The sequence below is a fragment of the Kribbella sp. NPDC051718 genome (genome assembly GCF_040681515.1).
GTDB lineage: Bacteria > Actinomycetota > Actinomycetes > Propionibacteriales > Kribbellaceae > Kribbella.
Genome location: NZ_JBFAYZ010000003.1, coordinates 16,679 through 41,115, shown reverse-complemented (window position 1 = coordinate 41,115; position 24,437 = coordinate 16,679). Strand labels below are relative to the sequence as shown.

At 68.1% G+C, this 24,437-nt stretch carries 20 protein-coding genes; 7 read left to right on the top strand and 13 right to left on the bottom strand.

Annotation, left to right across the window (positions count from 1 at the left end):
• Positions 1–160 precede the first annotated feature (160 nt).
• Genes AB0M15_RS11890 through AB0M15_RS11875 form a run of 4 tightly spaced genes read right to left on the bottom strand, consistent with a single transcriptional unit; the run spans position 161 to position 5,247 of the window.
• Positions 161–3,022, bottom strand: a complete 2,862-nt coding sequence (locus AB0M15_RS11890) for an ATP-binding protein (protein WP_363816687.1) — start codon at positions 3,020–3,022, stop codon at positions 161–163.
• Positions 3,022–3,597, bottom strand: coding sequence for a hypothetical protein (locus AB0M15_RS11885; protein ID WP_363816685.1), 576 nt, complete (start codon positions 3,595–3,597; stop codon positions 3,022–3,024). Before AB0M15_RS11885 ends, AB0M15_RS11890 begins: the two co-directional genes overlap by 1 nt.
• Positions 3,597–3,884 carry a hypothetical protein gene (locus AB0M15_RS11880; protein WP_164597436.1) on the bottom strand — a complete coding sequence of 96 codons (288 nt, stop codon included), beginning with the start codon at positions 3,882–3,884 and terminating at the stop codon, positions 3,597–3,599. Before AB0M15_RS11880 ends, AB0M15_RS11885 begins: the two co-directional genes overlap by 1 nt.
• A gap of 49 nt (positions 3,885–3,933) precedes the next feature.
• Positions 3,934–5,247: a conjugal transfer protein gene (locus AB0M15_RS11875; RefSeq protein WP_363816683.1), complete on the bottom strand. Its 1,314-nt coding sequence runs from the start codon at positions 5,245–5,247 to the stop codon at positions 3,934–3,936.
• 408 nt (positions 5,248–5,655) lie between these two features.
• Between AB0M15_RS11875 and AB0M15_RS11870 the strand changes: the two genes are divergently transcribed.
• Entirely contained in the window at positions 5,656–6,531 is an 876-nt protein-coding gene (locus AB0M15_RS11870; protein WP_363816681.1) for an aldo/keto reductase, read from the top strand.
• Between the two features lie 89 nt (positions 6,532–6,620).
• Positions 6,621–7,010 (top strand): thioredoxin, encoded by a 390-nt coding sequence (trxA, locus tag AB0M15_RS11865; RefSeq protein WP_363816679.1) that lies wholly within the window; start codon positions 6,621–6,623, stop codon positions 7,008–7,010.
• An 89-nt stretch (positions 7,011–7,099) separates the two neighbouring features.
• Here the strand turns inward: trxA and AB0M15_RS11860 are convergent, their stop codons facing one another.
• Positions 7,100–7,681, bottom strand: a complete 582-nt coding sequence (locus AB0M15_RS11860) for a helix-turn-helix domain-containing protein (RefSeq protein ID WP_363816677.1) — start codon at positions 7,679–7,681, stop codon at positions 7,100–7,102.
• 47 nt (positions 7,682–7,728) lie between these two features.
• On the opposite strand from AB0M15_RS11860, the gene AB0M15_RS11855 reads away from it, so the two are divergent.
• Positions 7,729–8,562, top strand: coding sequence for an oxidoreductase (locus AB0M15_RS11855; protein WP_363816675.1), 834 nt, complete (start codon positions 7,729–7,731; stop codon positions 8,560–8,562).
• 1,063 nt (positions 8,563–9,625) lie between these two features.
• Here the strand turns inward: AB0M15_RS11855 and AB0M15_RS11850 are convergent.
• Positions 9,626–10,894 carry an FAD-dependent oxidoreductase gene (locus AB0M15_RS11850; protein ID WP_363816673.1) on the bottom strand — a complete coding sequence of 423 codons (1,269 nt, stop codon included), beginning with the start codon at positions 10,892–10,894 and terminating at the stop codon, positions 9,626–9,628.
• 90 nt (positions 10,895–10,984) lie between these two features.
• Here AB0M15_RS11850 and AB0M15_RS11845 point away from each other — a divergent pair, with 90 nt between their 5' ends.
• Positions 10,985–12,538: a helix-turn-helix domain-containing protein gene (locus AB0M15_RS11845; protein WP_363816671.1), complete on the top strand. Its 1,554-nt coding sequence runs from the start codon at positions 10,985–10,987 to the stop codon at positions 12,536–12,538.
• Between the two features lie 255 nt (positions 12,539–12,793).
• Here the strand turns inward: AB0M15_RS11845 and AB0M15_RS11840 are convergent, their stop codons facing one another.
• From AB0M15_RS11840 to AB0M15_RS11830, 3 genes are read right to left on the bottom strand one after another with little or no spacing between them, the layout of a single operon-like run.
• On the bottom strand, positions 12,794–13,945 hold the full coding sequence (locus tag AB0M15_RS11840) for an FAD-dependent monooxygenase (protein ID WP_363816669.1): 1,152 nt from the start codon (positions 13,943–13,945) through the stop codon (positions 12,794–12,796).
• The gene (locus AB0M15_RS11835; protein ID WP_363816667.1) at positions 13,942–14,469 is read right to left on the bottom strand and encodes an isoprenylcysteine carboxyl methyltransferase family protein; all 528 of its coding nucleotides are present in this window, start codon (positions 14,467–14,469) and stop codon (positions 13,942–13,944) included. Before AB0M15_RS11835 ends, AB0M15_RS11840 begins: the two co-directional genes overlap by 4 nt.
• Positions 14,469–15,515, bottom strand: coding sequence for a type III polyketide synthase (locus tag AB0M15_RS11830; protein ID WP_363816665.1), 1,047 nt, complete (start codon positions 15,513–15,515; stop codon positions 14,469–14,471). The genes AB0M15_RS11835 and AB0M15_RS11830 overlap by 1 nt, the downstream gene beginning before the upstream one ends.
• Before the next feature lie 18 nt (positions 15,516–15,533).
• Here AB0M15_RS11830 and AB0M15_RS11825 point away from each other — a divergent pair, with 18 nt between their 5' ends.
• A complete protein-coding gene (locus tag AB0M15_RS11825) occupies positions 15,534–16,349 on the top strand; it encodes a UbiA family prenyltransferase (protein ID WP_363816663.1) in 816 nt (271 codons plus the stop codon).
• A gap of 63 nt (positions 16,350–16,412) precedes the next feature.
• Here the strand turns inward: AB0M15_RS11825 and AB0M15_RS11820 are convergent, their stop codons facing one another.
• On the bottom strand, positions 16,413–17,288 hold the full coding sequence (locus tag AB0M15_RS11820; RefSeq protein WP_363816661.1) for a LysR substrate-binding domain-containing protein: 876 nt from the start codon (positions 17,286–17,288) through the stop codon (positions 16,413–16,415).
• 119 nt (positions 17,289–17,407) lie between these two features.
• Between AB0M15_RS11820 and AB0M15_RS11815 the strand changes: the two genes are divergently transcribed.
• Entirely contained in the window at positions 17,408–18,922 is a 1,515-nt protein-coding gene (locus tag AB0M15_RS11815) for an MFS transporter (protein ID WP_363816660.1), read from the top strand.
• On the opposite strand, the gene AB0M15_RS11810 is transcribed toward AB0M15_RS11815, so the two are convergent.
• Complete coding sequence (locus AB0M15_RS11810; protein ID WP_363816659.1) at positions 18,916–19,614, bottom strand: SRPBCC domain-containing protein; 699 nt, start codon at positions 19,612–19,614, stop codon at positions 18,916–18,918. The genes AB0M15_RS11815 and AB0M15_RS11810 overlap by 7 nt on opposite strands.
• A 113-nt stretch (positions 19,615–19,727) precedes the next feature.
• Positions 19,728–21,236: a lysyl oxidase family protein gene (locus AB0M15_RS11805; protein ID WP_363816657.1), complete on the bottom strand. Its 1,509-nt coding sequence runs from the start codon at positions 21,234–21,236 to the stop codon at positions 19,728–19,730.
• Between the two features lie 250 nt (positions 21,237–21,486).
• Between AB0M15_RS11805 and AB0M15_RS11800 the strand changes: the two genes are divergently transcribed.
• On the top strand, positions 21,487–23,514 hold the full coding sequence (locus AB0M15_RS11800; RefSeq protein ID WP_363816655.1) for a fibronectin type III domain-containing protein: 2,028 nt from the start codon (positions 21,487–21,489) through the stop codon (positions 23,512–23,514).
• A 53-nt stretch (positions 23,515–23,567) separates the two neighbouring features.
• Here the strand turns inward: AB0M15_RS11800 and AB0M15_RS11795 are convergent, their stop codons facing one another.
• The gene (locus AB0M15_RS11795; RefSeq protein WP_363816653.1) at positions 23,568–24,341 is read right to left on the bottom strand and encodes an SDR family oxidoreductase; all 774 of its coding nucleotides are present in this window, start codon (positions 24,339–24,341) and stop codon (positions 23,568–23,570) included.
• Between the last annotated feature and the right edge of the window lie 96 nt (positions 24,342–24,437).

Here is a 24,437-nt window from a genome sequence, read left to right as displayed (position 1 = left end):
CTGCTGTCGCCGTGGGTTAGGTCGGGGGTGGGGAGGAGGTCGCCGAAGCCGGTGGGGTTGGTGGGGCCTGTGTGGGGATCGGCGGCCAGGGCGACCTGGGCTGTGACGATGAAGGAGATCGTTAGGACGGTGAGCGCCGTGCGGAGACGGCGGGACCATCTCATGCGACGTGTTCCTTCTTGCCGGAGCCGTTGCCGTTGCCGTTGGAGGGGGACGGGTCGGGGTCCGTGGCGGGGTACATCGCTTCGTTGTAGGCGGCTTCGTCGGCTTCTTGGTCGTAGACCTCGTCGGGGCCGATTGGTTCGTCGTAGCGGGGTGGGTGGTGGTGGTCTACGCCGTTGGGAGAAGGGGTGGGCGTCGGGGTCGCCGGGGCGTGGTGGTTGGAGGTTTCTACTACCGGGACCGATGGCAGGGGGGTGTCCTGGACGGGTTCCTGGGTGTGGGCTTCGGCTTGGGAGGCGGCGGCCGCGGCGGGTTGCAGGGCGTCGGCGCGGTCTTCGTCGTCTTCGGCGAAGGGGTCCGGGTCCTCGTACGGCGGGAGGATCGGCTGGGTCGGTTCCAAGTCGTGCTCGGACTCCGGGGTGGTGCGGAGGAGTTCGGCGACGCGCTGGCTGGGGATGTCGATCTGGACGGTGGCGACCTCGTCCCAGCGGTCTCGCATGATGCAGTGGCCGTGGCGGATGCTCTTGCCGTTGGCGGCGGTGTTGATGCCGCGGACCAGGGTTTGGTACGGCGCGGTCTGCGGCCGGCCCAGCAGTTCCAACAACGAGTCGACCTGTTCGCGGGAGCGCAGGCTGAAGGCGAACAGGGTGGTGATCTGCTCGACCAGGCCGGGGAGCTTCAGGATCGAAGCCGGGTCCTGGGTGTCCAGGACAAGGGACGCGCCGAGAGCACGACCGACCCGGGCGATGTAGTCCAGGAACGACGCGCCGTCGGGCGTCTTCGTCAGGAGGTGGACCTCGGGGACGATGACGACTTTGGAGCGGCCACGGAACTCTCGGCGGCCGGTCGTACGGACCATCCAGGCGAGGCAGCCGCGGAGGCAGGCCATACCGACGCGTTCGATCGGGGACCACGACTCGGGCGCGGACTCCGGCGAGGGCAGGGTCAGGCCGGGCATCTGTACGACCCAGAGGCCCGGGTTCGTCGTCAGTGAGGACAGACCCGACGGCGGACCGGCGACAACCGAACCGAGGCCGGTCTCAACCAGGTCGCGCAGCGCGAACCCGACAGTCCGGGTGGTCTCCGATTCAGCCGCGCACAGCCGCTGGATGACTCCCCACGAGGACGGATCGGGCGACTGGATCTCCGCCCGTGTCGCCGCCATGACGGGCGCTTCGGCGGCGCCCCGCAGATGCGGCGGCAGCAGCAACATGAGCTGCGACGGCGCCTGCAGCAAAGCGTCGTCCACAGGGAGTACGCGCAGCAGGTCGGCAGCGCCCGAGAACTGGGCGGTGATCTCGATGACAGCAGTCGGTACGCCGTACTCCGCGGCAACCGCCGACACCCCAGCAGCATCACCCTTCAAGTCCAAAAGCGGAACCCAAGCCCCGGCAAAAGCCGAATCAAGCCCACCCAACATCGCGGCAGTCGTCTTGCCTCGACCCGATCGGCCAAGGAACAACGTCGTCGTCGCGTCACCCAACGCCGAACCGGCAGCCGCGTCGAAGCGCACCAACCCAGGCGTCGAGCCGGTCAGATACCCGATCGCCGGACCGGTCGCGTCACCGATCGACGCCCCGCCCCAGAACCACGAGCCGAAGAACGCGGTCGACTCCCGCACGTGCCCGAGATCGGGCACCCGGAGCTGGTCGCCTGGCAGCGATTCCAGCCACAGGTCCCGCTGCTCGTCCGCACCGGCGGCCACCGTGATGCCGCGGTCGGCGTAATGCGCTACGACGGCGTCGACATACGCCTCGAGGTCCTCGCGGGTATCCGCGCTGACCAGCAGCCGTGGGTGGTCCTCGACCAGGGTGAGGCCGCTGCGGTTGATGTCGCGCTTGACCTCACGCATGATCCGCTCGGTCTCGACGATCTCGTCGGCCGTCTCCTCGGCGGTGCCCTTCGCGGCCGACCGGCGCTGCTCCTTGGCCGACTTGCGGGTCTCGTCGACCAGGTGCCGGGCGGTCTTCTTCGTCAGCACCCGGAACCGGACCGAGGCCTCGACGGTGACGTCGATCTCGTCACCGTCGTCGTCGATCGCCTTGATCTCGGACAGCGTCCGCAGCCACTCCCCCGCGCCCGGTGTCTCGAGCTCCTCGGGGAAGTCCGTCATCGCCAGCACACTCGTGTACGCAGCGATCTGGCCGCGGGTGTCGTAGATGCGCAGGTGATCCGTATACGGCACGACGCGGCCGGACGTCAAGCGGGCCAGCGACGCGCCGGTGATCAGGCCGCGACGGGGTGCGGCCACTGCGCCGCGGTGCATCTCGCGGCTGATCAGCCAGGAGATCACCTCGGCGGGTGCCGTGTGCGCGCGCCAGACGGTCGAGCCGAGCTGACGGGCGAGCTTGTGGACGCGCTCGTCCAGGTGCGCGAGCTCGCGCGCGCTCACCCGCCACGAGGTGGTCCCGAGGGCGTCGCTGATCGAGCCGCGGACCTGCGCGGTCGCCCGCGGGTCGCGGTCGCTGAGGTGCACGCCGAGCGCGACGTACCGCTCCGGCATCCGCATCTCGTCGATCCGGTCGGCGCGGGTCTGCGCCCAGCCCTCGTGATCGCCGATCCGGTAGTGGCCGGCCACGCTGTCGATGTAGTCCAGACCGGTCGAGCGGCCCCAGACCACCTTCAGGTGGCTGAGCCGGTCGCCGAGGATCGTCGCGGCAGCGCTGACCGCGGCGTCGAGCGCGGCGTCCTGCTCGCCCTCGGTGGCCAGGTCGGTGTTCGCGACCGAGATCAGGAACCACGCCTCGGCGCTGCGCTCGGTCACCAGCAGACCGTCGGCGATGGCGACCAGGCGGGGTGGCGGCAGGCCACGCTCGCGGCCGACACCGACCAGGTTCAGGAGCTTGTCAGCGATCTTCATCAGTGCCCCTTATTCGAACGATGCAGTCCCGACGACGTCCTGCGACTGACCCTCTGCACGTGGTCCGCTCCGAGCAGGCGGGCCCGTTGGTTCACGGTGATCTCCGCACCGGCCCGGACCTGTGGGTCGAGCTCCACCACGTCCTCGCGTTCCCATTCCGGGGTCACCCTGGCCTTCGCCAGGTTGGCCACCTTCTGGGTCGCGACGCGCTCACGCCATGGCAGGTACTCCGTCTTGTCGGCGGCCCGCGCGCCGAGTCCGATGATCGGGCGATGGGCGCGCAACGCGTAGCGGACGGCCAGCGCCCACTCGGTCACGCGGCGGCGGCGTTCGTGGTGCCGGCCCGCCCGCCAGCCGAAGGCGGTGATCACGAACGGCGGCACGATGTACAGGCTGACGGTGGCCTTCTGCGGCACCCCGATGAACGGGACGAGCAGGGCGATCCAGACCAGGATGATGACCGCGCCGAAGATGATCATCCGCCGGCGGGCGCCTTCTCCGAGGTCGATCCCGAGCAGGTCGTACTGCCGGGTCTCGATCTCGAAATGGTGGGTCAGGGTGCGGCCGACACGCATCAATTACCTCCGGCCAGCAATCCCCAGAAGCCCTTGAGCACGTTGATGGTCTGGTTGTTGGCGTAGATCAGCCCACCGACCAGCACCCCGGCCGCGATGTGACCGAACAGCTCGCCCCACTCGCGCTTGAAGTAGTGGCCGATCGCGCGCAGCACGAGGATCGCGATGAAGATGTTCCCCGCGATGACCAGGACCCAGTCCTTGAAATCCGCCCCGGTGGGGACGTTGCTGTCGGCCATCGGCGCGGTCAGCTCCACCACGCTCGCGACGAGTTGGTGCGTCATCATTGCGGTATCTCCCTTGGTGCTCTGGTCATCCGACGGCAGTCTGCTGTGGTCATCCGACGGCAGCCACTTGCCATCGCTGTGCCCCGTCCGCGGCGACAGTACGCCGAAGAGTGAGCGTGTAGGTCTGCTTGAGGGTCGCGTCCCCGGCCCCGTCCCAGGTAACGGCGGCCGTGGCCCGGCGCTCGTTGTCGTCTCCGGCGTAAACCTGCCACGATTCCAGGTCGTCCAGCTTGACCACCCCGTTCAGGCTGTGGATCGCGGCACCGGGCGCCGCCACCGCCTCGACCTTCACGTCGGATTCGGCGTAGGCGCTGAAGAACGCCTCGGCGTCCTTCTCGGTCGCCGCGGTCAGGTCGTCGTCCGGCTGGCCGGTCCCGGGCATGTTGTCGGGCAGCGCTGCCCGCTCGTCGGCGACGAAGGTGGGCGGGCCGCTGGCGACGACCCGCGATGCCGTCCGTGCCACCGGCACGGACACCCTTTGCCACGTGTAGGGGCCGGGCACGAAGGTACGGCCCGACTTGGTGAACGCCCGGACCTGCACCCGGACGTCGACGACCGCCGTGATGCCGGACGGGTCGACCTTGACCTCGCCCGGGTACGCCTTGTCGGCGGTCTGCTTGCCCTGACCGTTCCAGCCGGCCCGGGCGTCCAGTTTGTCGGCCAGATCGAGGGCGATCGAGGCCGGCCGGGCGTCCGGGTTGGTCTCGTCCCAGTTCAGGTAGGAGACCGCGTACCGGGTCGCGACCGCACGGGCCTCGTCGGCCGGGAATCCCGACTGGGTGGTCTGGCCGCCGGTCGTGGTGGACGTGTTCGGCCGGATCCAGGACCGTACGCCGCTGATCGCGGCGAGCAGCAGGACGGCCACCACCAGGCCGCGGAAGAACCGCCGCGCCCAGGTGGAGAAAGAGGACTCGGGCTCGGTCGCCCATGGTGTCTGGCTGGGCTCGAGGATCGGCTCGCGGACCGGGCCGGGCGCCGCGTGGGCGCCGTGCGGTGACCGCTGCCGGAGTCGCTCGGGCTGCCTGGTCCCGCCCTCCGACGGCTGACCCGTACTGCGGGCTGCCGCCTGCTGGCCGGGCGGAGCACCCGGAGGCGCCTGCCCGGCCGGGGGCTGGGCACCTGGCTGTTGTGGGCGACGCGGAGGGGCCATCACGCCACCGGAGTTCGGCGGCTGGGGCTGGCTGTACTGCGCTGCCACCCCCTGCGCCTGGCGAGGCGTAGGCGACACCGGTCCATCGGGGTGGGACCACCACTCCGGTGCGGTGCTCTGCGGGCGTTGCTTGCCCGACCTCTTCGTACGCCGTTGGTCCGCCCAATGCTCACCTTTTGGCGGCAGATTCAGCAACGTTCGCCACCAACTCATCGCTACCCGCCCCTCAGACAGCAGTTACGCGGACAGTAGCCGGGAGGATACGGCAAGCGACTGTCCACCGGGAGACCTGAACCCAGGATCCGGAAGCTCCATCGCTCCCCGCAGCCATACTGTTACCCGCTTCTGCGCTCGCTGCACATTCACGGGTGAAGCGTGACACCTTCGGTACCGTCGCCATAACTCCTCTCTCATGCCCGATCACGTCGATCAGGCAGCGCATACCATGCCACACGGGTCAGACAGGTTCGAAAACCCGTGCGAACAACATGGTAAGCAGAACGATCCAACTGATCACAGATAGTAACCGATCGCCCGGTCCGCCCTGTGGAAAACTCTCCCGTGGCGCGGGGTCAAAGTACTAGTGTTTGACGCATCCGAGGACCTTTGAGAGGACATGCGATGGAGACTCGTCGGCTAGGGCGGCTGGAGCACCAGAGCTCGGTACTGATCTATGGCGCGGCATCACTCGGTGGGGTCGACCAAGATCGGGCCGATGCGTCGATCCAGGAGGCCCTTGACGCGGGGATCAACCATTTCGACGTGGCTGCCGACTACGGCGACGCCGAGTTGCGGCTCGGGCCGCGGATGGGCGAGATCCGGGACCGGATCTTCCTGGCCACCAAGACCGGACGGCGCACGTACGACGAGGCCTGGGCGGAGATCAACCGGTCGCTCGAGCGGCTGCAGACCGATCGGGTCGACCTGATCCAGATGCACGCCGTCTGCGATCTGGAGAACCTCGACCTGGTCACCGGCAAGGGCGGTTCGCTGGAGGCCGCGATCCGGGCCAAGGAAGAGGGCATGGTGTCCGCGATCGGCATCACCGGGCACACCGCCGAGGCACCGAGTGTTCATCTGGAGGGTCTGCGCCGGTTCGATTTCGACAGCGTGCTGACGCCGCTCAACTACAAGTTGTCCACCGATTCGAAGTACGCCGATGACTACGCAGCGCTCGTCGAGGCGGTCAAGGCCAGCGACGCGGCGCTGATGACGATCAAGATGATCGCCCGGCGGAACTGGCAGGACGGCGAGGAGAAGGCGTACGACACCTGGTACCGGCCGTTCGACGAGCAACGGTATGTGACGGCCGCCACAGCCTGGCTGCTGAACGGGCACCCCGAGATCACCGGCCTGGCCACGGCGGGCGAGACGCGGCTGCTGCGCCAGATGATCCAGGCCGAGAAAGAGCGGGCCGACCTCAGCCCGGACGACGCGGCTGCCATCCTGGACGAGGTGCAGGACTACCAGTCGCCGTTCGTCGACATGCCCATCTGATCCCGGTCCCGCGCCGCGGGCGGCCCCGGGAACACTCACGGGGTCCGCGCTGTTATGCATGACGAATTCGTCTAACTTCGGAGGTCGTAGTGGCAACGGTCGAGCTGTCCCAGGAGAACTTCGACAAGGTCGTCGGTTCCGACGGGCTCGTCCTGGTGGACTTCTGGGCGGAGTGGTGTGGTCCGTGCAAGATGTTCGGGCCGGTGTTCGAGAAGTCGTCCGAGACGCATGAGGACATCACCTTCGGCAAGGTGGACACCGAGGCGCAGGTCGAGCTGGCCCAGGCATTCCAGATCAGCTCCATCCCGACCTTGATGGCCGTGCGTGACGGTGTCGTCCTGTACTCGCAGCCGGGTGCCCTGCCGGCGCCGGCGCTGGAGGACCTGATCACCCAGCTCCGCGCGGTCGACATGGAAGAGGTTCGCGCCCAGATCGCGGCCCACGAGGCCGAGCACGGCACCGAGCCGCACACGCACTGAGTCAAACGCTCTATATATATAAGGAAGCGGTCCAGACCCGTACTTCGGGTCCGGACCGCTTCCTTTTGCCCGTACTACGTACGCGGGGCTCAGGTTTGTGGGTAGGCGCGGTCGAGGGCGTCGAGGCCGCGGCCGATGGTGGTGCGGATGGTGTCTTCGATGGTGGTGATCGGCTGCGCCTCGACCAGACCTGTGACCAGTAGTTGATGACGGAGCGCGAGGAGGCCGACGAGCATGGCGGACCAGGCTGGTGAGTTCGTGGCCTCGGTCAGCGGGGTGGCCCAGGAGTTGATGATGACCAGGCGGCGGGCTCTGAGGGTTGGGGAGTCGTTCTCACAGAGGTGGAAGGCGCGGAGGCCTTCGTAGATGTTCTGGTCGACGACGGGCCAGGGGCAGTTGAGGTCGAGCATCGGGCCTTCGAGGAGGAGGTCTCGGACCGCGTCCGAGCTGACGGCAGCCAGCAGGTTCTCGAGGGCCTGCGGCTCGGCGTCGAAGAACAGGTCTTCCTTGCTGCCGAAGTAGTTGAAGATCGTCTTCACCGAGACGTCGGCGGCGGCGGCGATCTCGCTCAGCGTGACCTCCTCGAAGCCACGTTGCTCGAACAACCGAGTCGCGGCATCGGACATCGCCTGCCGGGCAGCCGCCTTCTTCCGCTCACGCAAACCGTTCATCGAATAAAACTTTACAACGATGCGATGTTTTGGCCAAGCTGATGCCCATGGATGCGAAAAGTTGGCTGATCACAGGGACGAGCAGTGGGCTCGGTCGGGCATTGGTTCAGGTGGTGGCCGGACGGGGCGATCGGGTGATGGCTACTGCTCGGGGTGTTGGACGGATTGCGGAGTTGGAGGAGTTGGCGCCGGGGCGGGTGCGAGTGGCGCGGCTTGATGTGACGGATGGGGCGAGTGTCCGGGCGGCGGTGGCTGCGGCGGAGGAGGCGTTCGGCGGGATCGACGTACTGGTGAACAACGCGGGGTCTGCGTTGCTCGGGGCGTTCGAGGAGCACCGGGACGAGGAGTTGCGGGCGGCGTTCGAGACGAATCTGTTCGGGGCGTTGGCCGTTACCCGGGCGGTGTTGCCCGGGATGCGGGCGCGGCGGTCGGGGCATCTGGTGCAGATGTCTTCGGTGGTGGGCGTGACGTCTGGCGCGGGCGGTACGGCGTACGCGGGGCCGAAGGCTGCGTTGGAGGCGATGTCGGAGGCGCTGGCGGCGGAGGTCGCGGCGCTGGGGATCCGGGTGACGATCGTCGAGCCGGGGCCGTTCCGGACGGACTTCGGTGGGCGGTCGTTGAGCTGGGGGCAGCCGCTGCAGGACTATGCGGCTCTGATCGGGCCGGCTCGGGCTGCTTTCGAGGCGTCGCATGGGACGCAGAGCGGAGATCCGATGCGGGCCGCTGAGGCGATCATCGACGCTGTTGAGCGGGACGATTCACCTTTGCGATTGCCGCTCGGCGCTGAGGCGTACCAATGGATCCGGGGGTATCTGAGTGGACGGCTCGACGAGCTCAAGGTTGCTGAGCCGATCGGCGCGGATACGGCCCTGCGGAATTAGATAGAGCGTGGCTCCCGAGGGGAGCCACGCTCTCTTCCAGCGCGGGCGTCATTGGCCGGGCCGGGTGGTGCTGACGGTCCTCCGCCCGAGGACCGCTGGTGCCCTGGTCTTCCGACCTCGGGGCACCGAGTGCTCTGGCCAGAAGGTCCATTGCTGCTTCCGGGTCGGGCACTGGGTGGTGCGGCCGGCTCCCGCGCGGCATCGCGGGAGCCGGGTCTTGCGTTCACGGTCCCGTCAGGCGCTCGGGTGCTGGACCGCTACCGGGTTCCGGGGGTGAGGCTCCGCGGAATCCGGGTACTTCGCCGCGGGTCTCCCAGCAGGGTGGGAGCCGCGGGTGGTGCTGCCGGTATCCGCAGAGCAGGCGCCGTACTGATACCGGGTAGTGCTGGCGGATCTGCCGGTTGCTGCGGGAGATCCGCCGGTGCTGGCAGGTCCGCTGTGGTCTCAACGGAGCTGCCGGTGCTACTGGCCGGCCGTTGGGTGCGGCCGCCGGTGGTGCTGACGACTTCCCGACAGGGGCCGGGACATCGCCGGTACTACTACCCCGGGCCTGTGGTCCCGGGATGGTGCCGCCGGATCGCGGTGAGCAGTCCGGTTAGAGCTGCCGGGTCCTGGTGAGCGATCCGGGTGGTGCTGCCGATCCGTGGTGAGCGGATCGAGTGGTGCCCCGAGGACCCTGGTGAGAAGGCCCTGGGTGGTGCGCCGGGTCTTGGTGAGGGGCCCGGGGTGGTGCGCCAGGGCCTTGGTGAGGGGCCTGGGGTGGTGCGCCCGGATCTGTGGTTCCGGGGTGGGGCTGCCGGGGCTGTGGGGTCACAGGCCCGGGTGGTGCTGCCGGGGACCGCGGAGTCGCGGGCCCGGGGTGGTGCTGCCGGAGCCCCGGGAGATGGCGGGGCCGGCCGGTGGTCTCCTGCAGGGTGGAGGCCGTCTGGTCCCGTCGCGGAAGAGGCGGCTGGGGTACGGCTCGGCCGCGACGGGAGTTCGTGGGTGGTCGGTGGGGAGGGAGCCCGGCTGCAGCTGGGCTCTTGAGTCCGGTCTGCCGGCCAGAGGCCGGTTGGCCGGAGGGTCAGCGAAGAGGGTTGAAGGGGGCCAATTCGACCGGGGTGCGGCCGGTGGTGATGGTTTCGGCCAGGAGCTGGCCGGTGATCGGGCCGAGGGTGATGCCCCACATGCCGTGGCCGCCGGCGGCGAAGACGCGCGGGGACGAGGTGGCGCCGATGAGCGGCAGACCGTCCGGGGTGCACGGGCGCGGGCCGACCCACTCGAAGGTTCGGGCGTCGAGGTCGGCGTCGCGCAGGAGCGGCCGGGCCGCTTCGACGATGGCGTCGATCCGGCGCGGGTCGAGCTTGGCGTCGGGCTTGCGGAACTCCATCATCCCGGCGACCCGGAGCCGGTCGCCCAGCGGCGTACAGGCGATCCGTTGCGCCGGGAAGTACACAGGTCCGGCGGGCACGTGCGCGATCGGGACGCTGAAGCTGTAGCCGCGCCCCGCCTGCACGACGGTCCGTACGCCGAACTGCCGCGCCAGATCGCCGAGCCACGCACCGGTCGCCATCACGACCGCGTCGTACGGCGTGCTCTCACCATCCGCCGTGACGATCCGGACGCCGCGGATCTCGTCCACGATGTCCTTCACCGTCACGCCGGTGACGATGTTTCCGCCGCGAGCGCGGACCGAGTCGGCGAGCATGTTCACGTACTCGCCCGGGTTGATGAAGCGCTGGCCGTGCAGCCGGATCGCCGCGCCGATCTCGTCGGACAGCGACGGCTCGATCTCACGGGCGTCGTCACCGGTGATGGCCTCGAACTCGATGCCCTGGCCGGCCGCGTGGATGTGCTCGATCTCCTCGAGCAGCACCGAGCGCTCGGCCTCGGTCCGGTACGCCGCCAGGAACGACTTCGCCTCGTACGTCTCGGCCTCGACTCCCGCCTTGGCGAGTGCGTCGAACCCGTTCAGCGCCTGCCGGTTGATCGGCACCAGCGCCTCCATCGCGGTCTTCCAGCGTCCGGCGGTGCTGTTGCGAGCGAAGCGGGTCAGGAACGAGATGAGCCGCGGGCTTGCCGTCGGCGGTACATAGACCGGCGAGGAGGGGCTCAGCACCGCACCGATGCCGTACTTGAGGACGGCCGGCTCCGGCAGCGGAGTCGCCAGGCCGGGGGTCAGCCAGCCCGCGTTGCCCCAGGAGGCACCCGCGGCGACGCCTTCGCGATCCAGCACGGTGACCTCGATGCCGGCCTCCTGGAGGAACCAGGCGGTGGCGAGACCGACCATGCCGGCGCCGACTACGGCGACCCGGTCCGGGACGATGTGAGTGCCTTGCACGGAAGCGACCATGTATCGATGGTGCGGCCGCCAGGAACCGCTGTCATGGTGCGATCGCACCACAGCTGGCACTGATGACAGTGGCAAGAGCACAATAACTTCATGATCACCGTCCCTGACCTGGTCGTCGCCGTCGGACCGGCCCTCTTCGAGATCGTCGTCGCCGGGCAGGGCGACGGTGAGGTGCGCGATGTCTTCCTCGCCGATCCGCAGGAGGCTTCGACCGGTCAGCCGGGCGACCTGGTGCTGGGCTTCGGCCTGGGCAGTCCGGAGGAGGCAGTGGAGCTAGTAGCGCGCTGTGCTGTCGGCAACGCGTCCGGGATCATCCTGCGGACGACGCTGGCCCAGGACCCGGAGGTGGTGGCGCAGGCGGAGAAGCGGCGGCTCACCCTGGTTGCGCTGCAGCCGTCGGTCACCTGGGCCCACGTGGTGTGGCTGCTGCGGGGTGTGATCGACAGGGCGGCTGCGCCGGACTCCCCCGCGGCTGGAGACGCCGGTGTGCACCAGGAGCTCTTCGCACTGGCTGATGCCGCCGCAGCCATCGTTGACGCGCCGGTGACCATCGAGGACAACCAGTCGCGCGTACTGGCGTACTCGAGCCTCCATGACGTGTCCGACACGGACCCGACACGGGTGTCGACGATTGTCGGCCGGCGGGTGCCTGCTGAGGTCATTGCGCACTTCCGGGCTCGAGGGATCTTCAGGCGGCTGGCCCGGTCGAGCGAGCCCTTCCTAGTACCGGACGGGCCGAACGGTATTCGGCCACGACTGGTAGTACCGGTGCGGGCTGGTGGTGAGTGGTTGGGATCCATCTGGGCTGTAGTGGATGGGCCGGTGAGTGCGGAGGTGACTACTGAGCTCAGTAACGCGGCGTCGGTACTTGCGCTGCACATGCTGCGGCTCAGGGCTCAGGCGGACGTCGCTAGGCGCAGTGCGATCGACAGGCTGCGCACTGTCTTGCGGCAGTTCTCCCCTGACACTCCGCTCGACGTACGGCTGCCGCCGGCGCCGTGGCGGGTGGTGGCGCTTGGTTCGCCGGCCGCGTACGACGTACCGCAAGAGCTGGACCTCTGGGAGTCCACTGGTCGCCGCCATGGCTGGAGTGAGCCCCAGCTGGCCGACCTGGACGGCACTGTCCTGGCGGTCGTCTCGGACGGCGATGGGCCTGGCTCGTGGCGCTGGCTGCGCAAGCTGGTCATAGACCTGGCCAAAGACTTCCCCGGTACTACCGCCGCGGCCGGCGGGCGTGCCCGTGGTGCGGCCGACCTGCCCAGCTCTCGGGCCGAGGCGGTCGAGCTGCTGGGGCTGGTACGCCGTGACCTCGCGCCCGGCCCGGCGCTGCGGGTGGAGCAGGCGTGGCACGTCCTTACTGTTCACCGGGCGGTCACCTCGCTTGACACGACCAAGCTGGATGGGCCGCTCGCTACTTTGTTACGGCATGACATCGAGCACGACACCGCGTTCGTCGACACCCTGCAGGCGTGGCTGAACTATCCCGGACAGCCGCAGCAGGCGGCCAGAGAGCTGCATCTGCACACGAACACGCTGCGGCACCGGATGAAGAGGATCGGGGAGATCGCCCGGCTCGACCTGTCCAGCCCGCTCGAACGGCTGGCTCTGCAGCTGCAGATCGCGGCAGTCCGCACGGAGCACTGAGACGTAGGTCACCGGGCTAAGTAACAAGGCTTCATATTCCGGCAACGGATGGGCAACATGCGGCTGGCAATCTTTAACTCAGAAACACCGAGAGCTTGTCCCAGCCTTTCACCAGGAGGCTGGGGCCAGATCGTTCCAGCCTTTCACCAGGAGGCTGGAGCAACCCGAGCGAGCATTTCACCAGGATGCTCGGTCGCGTGTGGGCCCGGCGATTGTCTGAGCGATCGCCGGGCCAACGCGCGTTCTGGAGCAGGGTCAGGCGAGTTGGTTGACGATGGCACCGAAAATCTTCGGCAGTCGCGTCGCCGCCGGGACGATGTGGGGAGCCAGCAACGATCTGTTGCGGGCCCAGAGCAACGAACCGGTGAGGAACCGGCACTCCCAGGACACCCGGCGCCAGGCTGCGTCGTACGCACCTGGGGTGTTGCGCTCGACGCAACGGACCAGTTCAGCACTGGTCCGCAAAGCCACCGCTATCCCCTCACCGGTCAGCGCGTCGACGTAACCGGCCGCATCCCCAACCAACATCACCCGCCCGGCAACCCTCCGCCGGACCCGCTGGCGAAGCGGGCCGGCTCCCATCACAGCTGACGCCTCAGCTGCACCGGCGAGCCGACGCTTCAACGCGGGGAAGGCCTCCAGATGACTGTCGAAGGAGCCGCGCTCAGAGGTGAGGATGGCGACGCCGACCAGGTCATCGGCGACGGGAGTCACGTAGGCCTCGCCGAGGCGAGACCAGTAGACCTCAACCAAGTCACACCACGGCCGAACGGTGTAATGCCGCCGCAGCCCGCGACGCGGCTGCGCCGCATCGCGGGCTGCGGAAAGGCGGGGCAGGGCGGAGAGCCGGGGCAGGCGGGGCCAAGGCGGGGCAGTCGAGCGATCAGCGCCCGACCGCAGGCGCCGAGCTTGCTCGGCGCTCAGTCCTTGGGCAGTGCGGCCCGACCCCTCGATGCCTAGGCCGAGTTGGCGGCGGGTTGGGGAGTGGAGGCCGTCGGCGGCGGCTAGGTAGTGGGCGGTGATGCCGGCGGCTGTTACTGAGTGTTGGTTTTGGGTGATGGTGGAGATTCGGGTGGGGATGATGGGGATTTCTAGTTCGGCCAGGCGCAGAGCTAGGGCTCGTTGGAGAGTGGTGCGTCGTACTCCTAGGCCGGGGCCCAAGCGGAAGCGGGCGTCTACTACGTGGGATGCATCCAGGTAGCGGATGCCGTGGAACGGGCGGCCTTCGAGTGAGACGCCTAGGCGTTGGAGGTACTCGACAGCGGTGAAGGAGATGCCTTCGCCGCAGGCTTTGTCGATGGGGGTGGGGCGGGGCTCTACGACGACGACCGACAGGCCGGCTAGGGCGGCGCGGATGGCGGTGGCTGCGCCTGCTGGGCCGGCGCCGGCGACGAGGAGGTCGATCACTTTGTCAGCGCTGAGTCCAACGCCGCTTCCTCCGCGCGGATCCGGACCGTCAGCAGCGGGATGTTCAGCAGCAGGAAGACGGTGGCCGTCACCCAAGCCGTGTGCACCAGCGGCAGCGCGATCCCCTCCGCGACGACGGCGACGTAGTTCGGGTGCCGGAGAAACTTATAGGGGCCAGCGGCAACCAAAGACAATCCTGGTACGACGATCACGCGCGTGTTCCACTGATGCCCGAGCACCGAGATGCACCACCACCGCAACCCCTGCGCCAGCACCACGACCGCCAGCATCGTCCACCCGAGCGCCGGGATGAACGGCCGATCCGCCACGATCGCCTCGACCAGACACCCGGCCAGGAACCCGGTGTGCAGCACCACCATGAACGGGTAGTGCCCCTTGCCCGACTCCACTCCACCCTGCTTGAAGCTCCAAGCGGCGTTGCGCAACGAGACGACCAGCTCGGCGACCCGCTCGAGCCCGACGACGAGCACCAGCGCGACGTACCACCACAACGACGAGTCCATCACCACTCCAGGAGTACGAGCTCGGAACAGAAGCCTGGGCCCATCGCGAGCAATACGCCCATACCCGAAGGATCCAGCCGGAGGGTGTCACCGAGCACATGCAGTACCGACGATGACGACAAGTTGCCGACCGCGTCGAGCGACTTCCACGTCAGATCGAGCGCCCCCGGCCGCAACGACAACGTCTCCGCGACCGCCTCGAGCACCTTCGGCCCACCCGGGTGGCTCACCCAGGTACCGATCTCCGGAATCGTCAGGGCATGTTCGGCCAGAAAAGCAGTGACGTCACCACCGAGGTACTGCCGAACCACCTGCGGTACGTCGGCCCCCAGCACGATCCGAAACCCACCGGACCCGACGTCCCACCCCATCACCCGCTCCGAGTCCGGATAGAGCCGCGACCGCGTCGCCACCACGGACGGCCCCGCCGCAGCCGGATGCTCCGACCCGGTCAGTACTACGGCCGCCGCCCCATCACCAAACAGCGCACCACCGACCAGGTTGGGCAGCGACGAGTCATCCCGCTGCAGCGTCAGTGAACACAGCTCCACCGACAGCAGTACTGCGACATGCCCCGGCCAAGCTTTGAGATAGTCATGTAGGCGCGCAACCCCGGCCGCGCCCCCGACACACCCCAGCCCGAACAACGGCATCCGCTTCACGTCCTGACGCAGCCCGAGCCGCACGGCGACCCGCGCATCGATCGACGGCGCCGCGACACCCGTCACGGTGGTGAACATCAGCACGTCGACGTCATCCACCGTGAGCCCGGCCGCCGCCAGCGCCCCCGACACCGCCTCGGCGCCCAAGTCGACAGCCACCGAGATCCACGCGTCGTTGGCCTCGCCGAAGTCCTTCAGCGCGGCGTACCGCTCCAGTGGCAGCGCCAGATGGCGATGGGACACCCCGGCGTTCGCGTGCAGCCGGCGGAGCAGGCCGATCCCCTTGCCGTCGGGGAGGCAGATCTCGGCGAACGCGTCGGTGAGCTCGTGCTGCGCGTACCGATGGGGCGGCAACGCGGCCTGTACGGCGGCGATGCGCGTCATCGTGGCATCGTTGGGTCGGTGAGTGGGCTGAGAGTACTCAAGGGGCTCGCGATGGCGAGCCATCCCGGCCCGACCGTTGCCGTCACCACTCTGGTCACCGTTGTCGCCTGGTCGGCAGGCCGGAACGCCTCCGGATGCCTCTTAGTCGCCGCAGCAATCCTCACCGGCCACCTCTCGATCGGCTGGAGCAATGACGCGATTGACGCACCCCGCGACACCAGTGTCCACCGGAACGACAAACCAGTCGTGCTCGGACTGGTGAGTCGCCGGACCCTGTGGATCGGCGCGATCTCGATGGTAGTTGCCTGCGTCCCACTCTCGCTCGCCAGCGGCGTGCTGGCCGGCCTGGCGCATCTGGTCGGGGTGGCGGCCGCCTGGGGTTACAACCTCGGTCTCAAGTCGACCCGGATCTCCTGGCTCCCGTACGCCGTCGCCTTCGGCCTACTCCCGTCCTTCGTCACCCTCGGCACCGCCGACGTCTGGGCCCCTTGGTGGGCCTCAGCTGCCACCGCCCTCCTAGGCGTCGGCGCCCACCTCGCAAACGTCGTCCCCGACCTAGCCGACGACCTGGCCACCGGCGTCACCGGCTGGCCCCAACACCTAGGCAACCTAGCCCGGTACGCCGCCCCGCTCCCCCTCGCGATCGCCACGGCCCTCCTGGCGATCGCCCCGCCGGGCCCGTTGGGCGCGATCGGCTGGCTCACCCTCGCCGTTGTCGCAGTCCTCCTCGCGGTGATCGTCCTGTGGAAGAACGCACCCTTCCTGGCCACGATCGCAGTCGCCGCCATCAGCATCCTCGCCCTGGTCCTCCGCGGCGACGCACTGACCCGCTAGCGCGCGGGGGCGGGGGCGGGGGCGGGGGCGCGGGCGCAGCGCGCGGCGCGAGGCGGGCGGCAGCTAGTCGGCTGGCTTGAGTGGGGCGTTGTTGTTGAGGATGGCTGAGGTTAGGGCTTCGGCGGGTTCTTTGGCGGCTCGGGGGTTGGTGATCAGGACCAGGTCGATGGCGGGGAGTTCGGGGAGGCCGGCGCTGGGTGGGGGTTCGACCAGGTCGGCGGGCATCAGGGAGCGGGCGAAGATGGCTATGCCTAGGCCGGCCCGGACGGCGGCTAGGACGCCGTTCACGCCTCGGACTATGCAGGTGATCCGGCAGGAGCGGCCGGCTTGTTCCAGGGTTTGGACGCCGAGGGAGCGGCTGAGGCTCGGGGCCTGGTACGCGACCAGCGGGACCGGGCCGTCGGGGGCGATCCGGGTGCCGGCGATTCCGGCCCAGACGAGCGGATCCCGCCGGACCACCCGGCCGTTGGGTTCGTAGCCGCCGCCCATGCTGTGTTTGACGTAGGCCAGATCGAGGTGTCCCGACTCGACCCGCCGCAGCAGATTGGGGCTCTGGGCAACGGTCAGTTCGAGGTCGATCCGCGGGTACAGCTGCCGGAAGTCCCGCAGGATCCGCGGCAACGGAGTCAGCGCGAGGTCGTCGGTAACGCCGAAACGTAGCCGCCCACGCAGCTCCGAGCCGGTGAAGTACCCGGCGGCCTCCTCGTGCGCCGCGAGGATCGTCCGGGCGAACCCGGCCATCGCCTCCCCGTCCGCGGTCAGCGTGACGGTCCGCGTATCACGGACGAACAGCGGCCGCCCGACCGCCGTCTCGAGTTTGCGAACGTGCTGGCTGACCGTCGGCTGCCGGATGCCCAGCCGTTCCGCGGCCTGGGTAAAGCTCAGCGACTGCGCCACCGCCAGGAACGTACGCAGCTGGTCCGGATCGTAGGCCACCATCACACCTCTCATTGCGGGACGCAATAAGACTAATAGGAGTAATTCGCTGTCGGAATCCGGTCTCACCCCGTGAGGATGGAGGAGACCTCCCCTGACACAAACCTCCGTAGGGATGACTCTTGACCACCCGGGCCACCGGTTCTGTCCACCCCGTCCCCGACTTCCACACCCACCGCACTATCACCACGAAGCCCGAAGACACTCTCAAGAGGCCGGGTTTCCGAGACACCTTCAGCGCTCTGCAGGTCCGAAACTTCCGCCTCCTGGTGAGCGGATTGTTCGTCAGTTCGACCGGCGGCTGGGTCCAGCGCATCGCCCAGGACTGGCTGGTCCTGACGCTGACCGGCAGCGCCACCGCGGTCGGCATCACCACCGCCCTGCAGTTCCTGCCCACCCTCCTGCTCGGCCTGTACGGCGGTGTGATCGCCGACCGTTTCCCCAAGCGCAAGGTGCTGCTCGTCACCCAGTCCACGATGGGCCTGGCCGCCGCGATCCTCGCCACCTTGGCGTTCACCGGCAGCGTCCAGGTCTGGCAGGTCTACTCGCTGGCCCTGTTCCTCGGCCTCGCGACCGCCGTCGACAACCCCACCCGGCAGTCGTTCGTCACCGAACTGGTCGGCAAGCAGCGGCTGCGCAACGCGATCAGCATGGTCTCGTCCACGTTCCAGCTCGGCAGCCTGATCGGCCCGGCGCTCGGCGGCGCGCTGCTCGGCACCGTCGGTACCGGCTGGGCATTCGCGCTCAACGCGCTCACCTTCTTCGGCTCGATCACCGCGCTGACGATGATGCGCGAGAGCGAGATGCCCGGCCTGCAGGCTGCCCGCAAGGCCGGCGCCGGGATCAAGATCCGGGATGGACTGAAAGCAGGCGTGAAGTACGCGTTCCACGAGCCGGCCGTGCGCTGGGCGATCGCGCTGGTCGGCGTCTACGGCATGTTCACGATCAGCCTGCCGGTCACGTTGACCGCCTTCGCGGATCGCGTCTTCCACACCGGCGCCACCGGGTACGGCGTACTGAACTCCGTCGTCGCGGTCGGCTCCTTGGCCGGAGCGTTGCTGTCGGCAAGGAGAGTCCGCCCGACCCGGTTGCGCAACCTCGTCGGGATCGCCTCGATCCTCGCGGTGACCGAGATGGTGGCCGCGATCCAGCCGTCGCTGTGGACGTTCCTCCCGCTGCTCGCCGCGCTCGGCATGGCGACGCTGATGTTCCTGACAGCCGCCCAGTCGATGGTCCAACTGACTACCCCCGACGGACTCCGCGGCCGGGTCGCCGGGATCTACAACCTGGTGTTCATCGGTGGCGGTGCGATCGGCGGGCCGACCGTCGGCTGGATCGCGCAGCACTGGGGTGCGCGCTTCGGGCTGCTGCTGGCCGGGATGGTTCCAGCCGTGGCGACGATCGCGATCGGGATCAAGCTCGCCCGGACCGGCCGGTTCCGCGTGGTCATGGTCCGCTCGGACACCCGCTCGCCCTGGCTGCAGCCGCGACTCGGGTTGACGCAGACCGAGGTACGGGTCGAGCCGCCGGCTGTGCCGCGGATCGATCGGCCGCGGACGATCGCCCGGCGGGATCATCAGCGCGATGCGAATCACCCGCGACCCCGGCGTACCAGGAAGAAGCCCTTGCACTACTGAGTCAGGTAGAACTCAGTCAGCCAGGATTGCCAGGCGTCCTCGAGGCGCTTGGCGTCCTGGCCGGGGCCGTAGTAATGGTGGCCGAGGGCAACGGGCATACCGAGCAGGCTGCGGTTGTGGAAGCGGAGCATCGCGTACTCCGTAGTGATGCCGAAATGGCTCGGACCGTCGTAGTCGACCTCGCCCACCACGACGCCCAGCCCGTAGACGTCCAGCTCGACCTTCGCACCGACCTCGCCGCCGATCTCATCGCGCAGCTTCTGCCAGGCCTCCGGGGTGTTCGACCACGCTGGGCCTTCGGCAACGACATAGGTGGCGGGCGCACCGTGGAAGCCGGACACATACAACTGCAGCGTATGGAAGTAGAGGTCCCAACCCCGCGCGGTCGCCTCGTACTCCGCCTCCCAGTCGTCCCCCAGAAATCCGGTCTGGACGAAGCGCAGGATCGACGAACCGTCCTCCTGCTCCTCGATCAAGTACTCGAAAGCACTCGTCTCGGCCTGGATGGCGTACCCGCGACCGGGCTCCCAGCGCAGTACGACGCCGTCGGCCGACAGCCCATTCTCGTCCGGCGCCGGGTCCATCGGCGCGAACCACGCGGTCAGGCCGGCCTCGGTCGCGATCGCCTCCCACACCTCGTCGGGAGTCGCGTCCAGCGGGATCTCGGCCTCGATCCGGCGTTCCTCGGTCATCGTCGCTCCTGGGGTGTCGGCTGTTGCCATTCCACCACCTGTACCCAGGACGACGGCAACGCAAAGGCGGCCCTCCCCCAGGAAGGGCCGCCCAGCGCCTAGCAACTAAAGGGTCACGGAACGTCGATCAGACCGACCGGCGGAACCTTGACCGTGCGGTGGTGCGCGGTGCCGCCCAGGATCACCTTGCGGAGGGCGACGTTGTTGGTCGTGCTCGACTCGATCAGCCGCTTCTCCGGATTGGCCTGCACCTGGATGTAGTACGTGCCGTTCGCCAGGCCGGTGATGTCGAAGGACTGGCCGGGACGGAACTGCTCGTAGGTGTCACCCGATCCGACGTCCAGCACCTCGCGGACCGACAGCGATCCGTGGTTGCCGCATGCGGTGTGCAGGTCGGTGTTCGACGGGTGCCAGTTGGCGTTCTTCACCGTGTAGTCGATGGCGTCGGTCGCGGCCAGGCAGAACGCTTCCTTCTGGCTACGGACGACCTCGGTCTGCTTCGAACTCAGCAGGCTGTAGCGGGCGAAGTCGGTGAAGTGCCAGTGGGTGTGGCCTTCGCGCGGATCCCACTCCATCGTGCCGGTGTTCTGGTACCCGACCTCTTTGCCGTTCGCGTCGTAGAAGTATTGGTACGCGTCCATCAGGTCCTTGCCCTGCTGCCGGAACCCGTCCAGCACCAGCGGCGACGGACCCGCGTTCCACACCGTGGCCGAGAACGCCAGGTAGTCCTTGTCAGCCTCCGGTGTCCCTTCCTCACCGGTGGTGACCTGGATGCCCCAGGCCGGCACCGACCGCAGGTCCGGCTTCGGGCCGGCCGGTACCGCTGCCTTGCCGACTGGCCGCTGCGCATGCGGCTTCGCGGCGACCTTGGCCGACTTCGCCGCGACGCCCGTCTTGGTGAGCGCCTTGGCCTGGGCCTTCGCGAAGGTCTGCTTGCAACCGTCGGCGACGCCGTGGCCGCAGTCCTCGACGTTCTTGACCGTCACGTTCAGCGTCACGGCCGAGTCGTACGCGCCGATCTTGAAGAAGTCCTTGTACGCCTTGTTGACGGTCAGTTTCGCGGTGTACTTGCCCTCCGGCAGGTCGACGTTCTCGTCGTTGCCGTAGTAGCTCGTGGTGTTCGACGACCAGCCGGCCTGCAGACCCCAGACCGCGCCGAGCGTGAACGGGTTGGCGCTGCAGCCCTCCGGGTACGGCGAGGTGGCCGGCGCGTCCGGCCGGGTCCGCGAGCCTTCGCCGTTCAGGCAGAAGGTGCGGTCCTTGTCATAGACCTTCTTGCCCTTGGCATCGGTGATGGTCAGGTGCAGGAACTTCGCCAGGCCGCCGAAGTCCGTCACCGAGCCGGCCGGCAGTGCCTTGGGTTTGCCGTTGACGATCTGCACGCCGACGACCGGGTCCTTGTACGACTTGCGCGTCGCCCGGACCTCGATCGGGCTCTTGCCGGCCACCATGTGGGTGCCGAGGTCGAGCACGATGCCACCCCCCTCGGGGTAGCGGTCGAGCGTCACGTCGGTACTGCCGGCCACCAGCTTCAGCTGCGGCTGGGCCGCTGCCTGCCGGCTCGAGGTCGCTGCTCCCGCGGCCCCCGCCGCGAGCGCGACGAGTGTCGCGGCTCCGGTCACGGCCACCGCCGTACGACCGAACTTCCGTGAAATGTTGATGATCAATCCCCTCCCGTTCGGGCAGACCCGCCTCACACGGGTCATCGATCCCTTACGTAAGAGAGACTCCCGGCCCCCTCTCAAGGTTGATCTCAGTTGGATGGCATTCGTGTTACAGCACTTACTCAGGGTTGTCGCGGCTTGTTACTTGACCTTGTAAATTAATCAGTTCTAGGCTCGGCGCACGTTCCGCCCACAACGGAGGACCCCTATGTCTGTACGCCGTACTGGCATTGCACTGCTGGCCGCTGTCGCCCTGGTGTCGGCGGCGGCCTCGATCGCACCCGCGAGCGCCAAGGCACCGGTACCAGCGAAGTACCCGCAGATCGCCGCGAAGCCCTACATGGGCTGGAGCAGCTGGAGCCTGCAGTCGACCAACTATCCCGGCGTGAACCCCGACGGCCCGGGCAGCTTCATCAGCGAGAAGAACATCCTCACCCAGGCCAGGGCACTGGCCACCAAGCTGAAGCCCTACGGCTACGAGTACATCAACGTCGACGCCGGCTGGCAGGGCGGCGGTGACGAGTACGGCCGGCCGATCGCGAACCCGGCGCGCTTCCCGCGGGGCATGAAGGCGGTCGGCGACGACATCCACGAGCTGGGGCTGAAGTTCGGCATCTACACCGTGGTCGGCCTCGGCTTCGACGTCTACCGCGAGGGCAACACCCCGATCTTCGACGCGCCCGGCTGCTTCACCCGCGACATCGTCTACCCCGACCTGCGGACGACGAACGGCTGGGATCAGGCGTACAAGATCAACTACGCCAGCCCGTGCGCGCAGAAGTACGCCGACTCGATCGCGAAGACGTTCGCGAGCTGGGGCGTCGACTTCATCAAGATGGACGGCGTCGGCCCCGGCTCCTGGAAGGGAGCGCCGGACGACCCGAACCACAACAACACCGAGGACGTCGAGTCCTGGTGGCGCGCGGTCCAGAACGCCGGCCGCCCGATGCAGTACACGTTGTCGTGGTCGCTCAGTCACCGGTACGCCGACACCTGGAAGGCGAACTCGAACGGCTGGCGGATCGACACCGACGTCGAGTGCTACTGCGACACGATCGTCCGCTGGACCGGCTCCGTCGTACAGCGCTGGTCGGACGTCGCGCAGTGGGTCGACGATGCCGGACCGGGGCACTGGAACAACCTCGACGCGCTGAATGTCGGCGTCGGCGAGATGGACGGCATCAACGAGACCGAGCGCCAGTCGTACATGACGTTCTGGGCGATCAACTCGGCGCCCCTGTTCGTCGGTGACGACCTGACCAAGCTCGACGCGTACGGTCTCAAGCTGCTCACCAACCGCGAGGTGATCGCGATCGACCAGGCCGGCGTCCCGGCCCGGCCGCTGAACCAGGACCAGCTGCAGCAGACCTGGTACGCGAAGAACACCGACGGGTCGGTCACCGTCGGGCTGTTCAACCTCGGCGAGGCGCCCGCCACGGTGACCGGGAAGTTCGACGAGCTCGGGATCACCGGCAAAGCGCGAGTGCGGGATGTCTGGGCCGGGCAGAACACGATCAACGTGAGCGGTCAGGTCAGCGCGGTGCTGCCGGCGCACGGCTCGAAGCTGTACAAGATCTTCCCGAACAGCCTCGGCTCGGTGAGCAAGCCGGCCAACTTCAAGGCGACGGATGTCAGCCGGACCACGGTCTCGCTGGCGTGGCGGCCGAGCACCGGCGCCAAGTCGTACAAGGTCTTCGCCAACGGCAAGCAGGTTGCGACGAGCACGACGACCAGTGTCGTGGTCACCGGGCTGCTGCCGCAGACGCAGTACAAGTTCGAGGTAAAGGGTGTCAACGGCAACAAGTCGTCCGAGGCGAGCGCGCCGGTCACGATGTTCACCTCGAAGTCGGGTGGGCCGGTCCGGTACGAGGCTGAGGCGGCGAACAGCACGCTGACCGGCAACGCGAGCGCCAACGGCTGCACGCTCTGCTCGGGTGGCAAGAAGATCGGCAACATCGGCTACGACGCTTCGGTGACGCTGAACGACATCACCGTGCCGGCCACCGGTACGTACCTGGTCAAGATCGCCTACACCGACGGCGACACCAGCCGCCAGAGCATGCTGACGATCAACAACGCCGACATGTACTGGGTCAACTACCACGGCCTGGGCGACAACGACTGGGGCACACCCCAGGTCGTCTACCTCCCGGTGAAGCTCACGGCCGGCAGCAACTCCATCAAGGTCTCCAACCCGTCGGGCTACATCGCCGACATCGACTGGATCACCGTCTAGTCGCCCCAGGACGAAGGGACGGACCACCTGCCCGTGGTCCTTCCCTTTCGCATTCAGATGATGGAGGTCAGGCCGCCGTCCATCGGGATGACTGCGCCGGTGACGTAGCTGGCTCGATCGGATGCGAGGAAGACCGCTAGGTTGGCGACCTCGGCGGGTTCGGCTGCACGGCCCAGGGGGATCTCGGCGACCTGTTCGGCGAGCAACTCTTCCTTGGGACGACCAGTCGCCCGAACTGCGGCCTCGATGCCTTCAGCGACCCGGCCGGTGCGAGTCAGGCCGGGGTTGATCACATTCACCCGGACGCCACGATCGGCGTACGCCTTCGCATAGCCGACCGACGCGAGCATCAGTGCCGCGTTGGCCGCCCCGCCGCCGATGTGCAGCGGGTTGGCCGCCTTGCCACCCTGCCCGACGATGTTCACGATCGCCCCCGACCCCCGCTCCGCCATCCCGCGGACGACCGCCTCGGTCGCATGCATGTAGGTGAAGTACTTCGCCTCCATCGCCGCGTGCAACGCCTTGCTGTCCAGCTCCGCCAGCGGCGTACGCCGGGCTGCGCCGGCACAGTTGATCAAGATGTCCGGGATCCCGATCCGCTCGAACACCTCCGCCGAGGCCTCCGGATCCGTCAGATCCACCGCCTCGACATCGAAGCCGAGCCCCTTCTCCGCGAGCACCTTCTGAGCAGCCGCGAGGTTCCCCGGATCACGCGAGATCCCGACCACCTGCACCCCCTCCCAGGCCAGCGCCTCGACGCAGGCCAGCCCGATCCCCTTGCTCGCCCCCGTGACCACCGCGATCTTCCCGGACAGTTGCAGATCCACTCGTCGTCCTCCCAGGACTGTGCTGCGCGTTTGTGTGCCGACGGCGAGCGTATCTCTCAGCTATGGGGCAGTAGGCAACGAATTGGAATTACTGCT

Coding starts and splice junctions, on each gene's coding strand:
- AB0M15_RS11890 (WP_363816687.1), bottom strand. CDS start 3,022: ATGAAGATCGCTGACAAGCTCCTGAACCTGGTCGGTGTCGGCCGCGAG.
- AB0M15_RS11870 (WP_363816681.1), top strand. CDS start 5,656: ATGGAGACTCGTCGGCTAGGGCGGCTGGAGCACCAGAGCTCGGTACTG.
- AB0M15_RS11800 (WP_363816655.1), top strand. CDS start 21,487: ATGTCTGTACGCCGTACTGGCATTGCACTGCTGGCCGCTGTCGCCCTG.
- AB0M15_RS11845 (WP_363816671.1), top strand. CDS start 10,985: ATGATCACCGTCCCTGACCTGGTCGTCGCCGTCGGACCGGCCCTCTTC.
- AB0M15_RS11810 (WP_363816659.1), bottom strand. CDS start 19,614: ATGACCGAGGAACGCCGGATCGAGGCCGAGATCCCGCTGGACGCGACT.
- AB0M15_RS11835 (WP_363816667.1), bottom strand. CDS start 14,469: ATGGACTCGTCGTTGTGGTGGTACGTCGCGCTGGTGCTCGTCGTCGGG.
- AB0M15_RS11830 (WP_363816665.1), bottom strand. CDS start 15,515: ATGACGCGCATCGCCGCCGTACAGGCCGCGTTGCCGCCCCATCGGTAC.
- AB0M15_RS11885 (WP_363816685.1), bottom strand. CDS start 3,597: ATGCGTGTCGGCCGCACCCTGACCCACCATTTCGAGATCGAGACCCGG.
- AB0M15_RS11850 (WP_363816673.1), bottom strand. CDS start 10,894: ATGGTCGCTTCCGTGCAAGGCACTCACATCGTCCCGGACCGGGTCGCC.
- AB0M15_RS11875 (WP_363816683.1), bottom strand. CDS start 5,247: ATGAGTTGGTGGCGAACGTTGCTGAATCTGCCGCCAAAAGGTGAGCAT.
- AB0M15_RS11880 (WP_164597436.1), bottom strand. CDS start 3,884: ATGATGACGCACCAACTCGTCGCGAGCGTGGTGGAGCTGACCGCGCCG.
- AB0M15_RS11820 (WP_363816661.1), bottom strand. CDS start 17,288: ATGGTGGCCTACGATCCGGACCAGCTGCGTACGTTCCTGGCGGTGGCG.
- AB0M15_RS11860 (WP_363816677.1), bottom strand. CDS start 7,681: ATGAACGGTTTGCGTGAGCGGAAGAAGGCGGCTGCCCGGCAGGCGATG.
- AB0M15_RS11855 (WP_363816675.1), top strand. CDS start 7,729: ATGGATGCGAAAAGTTGGCTGATCACAGGGACGAGCAGTGGGCTCGGT.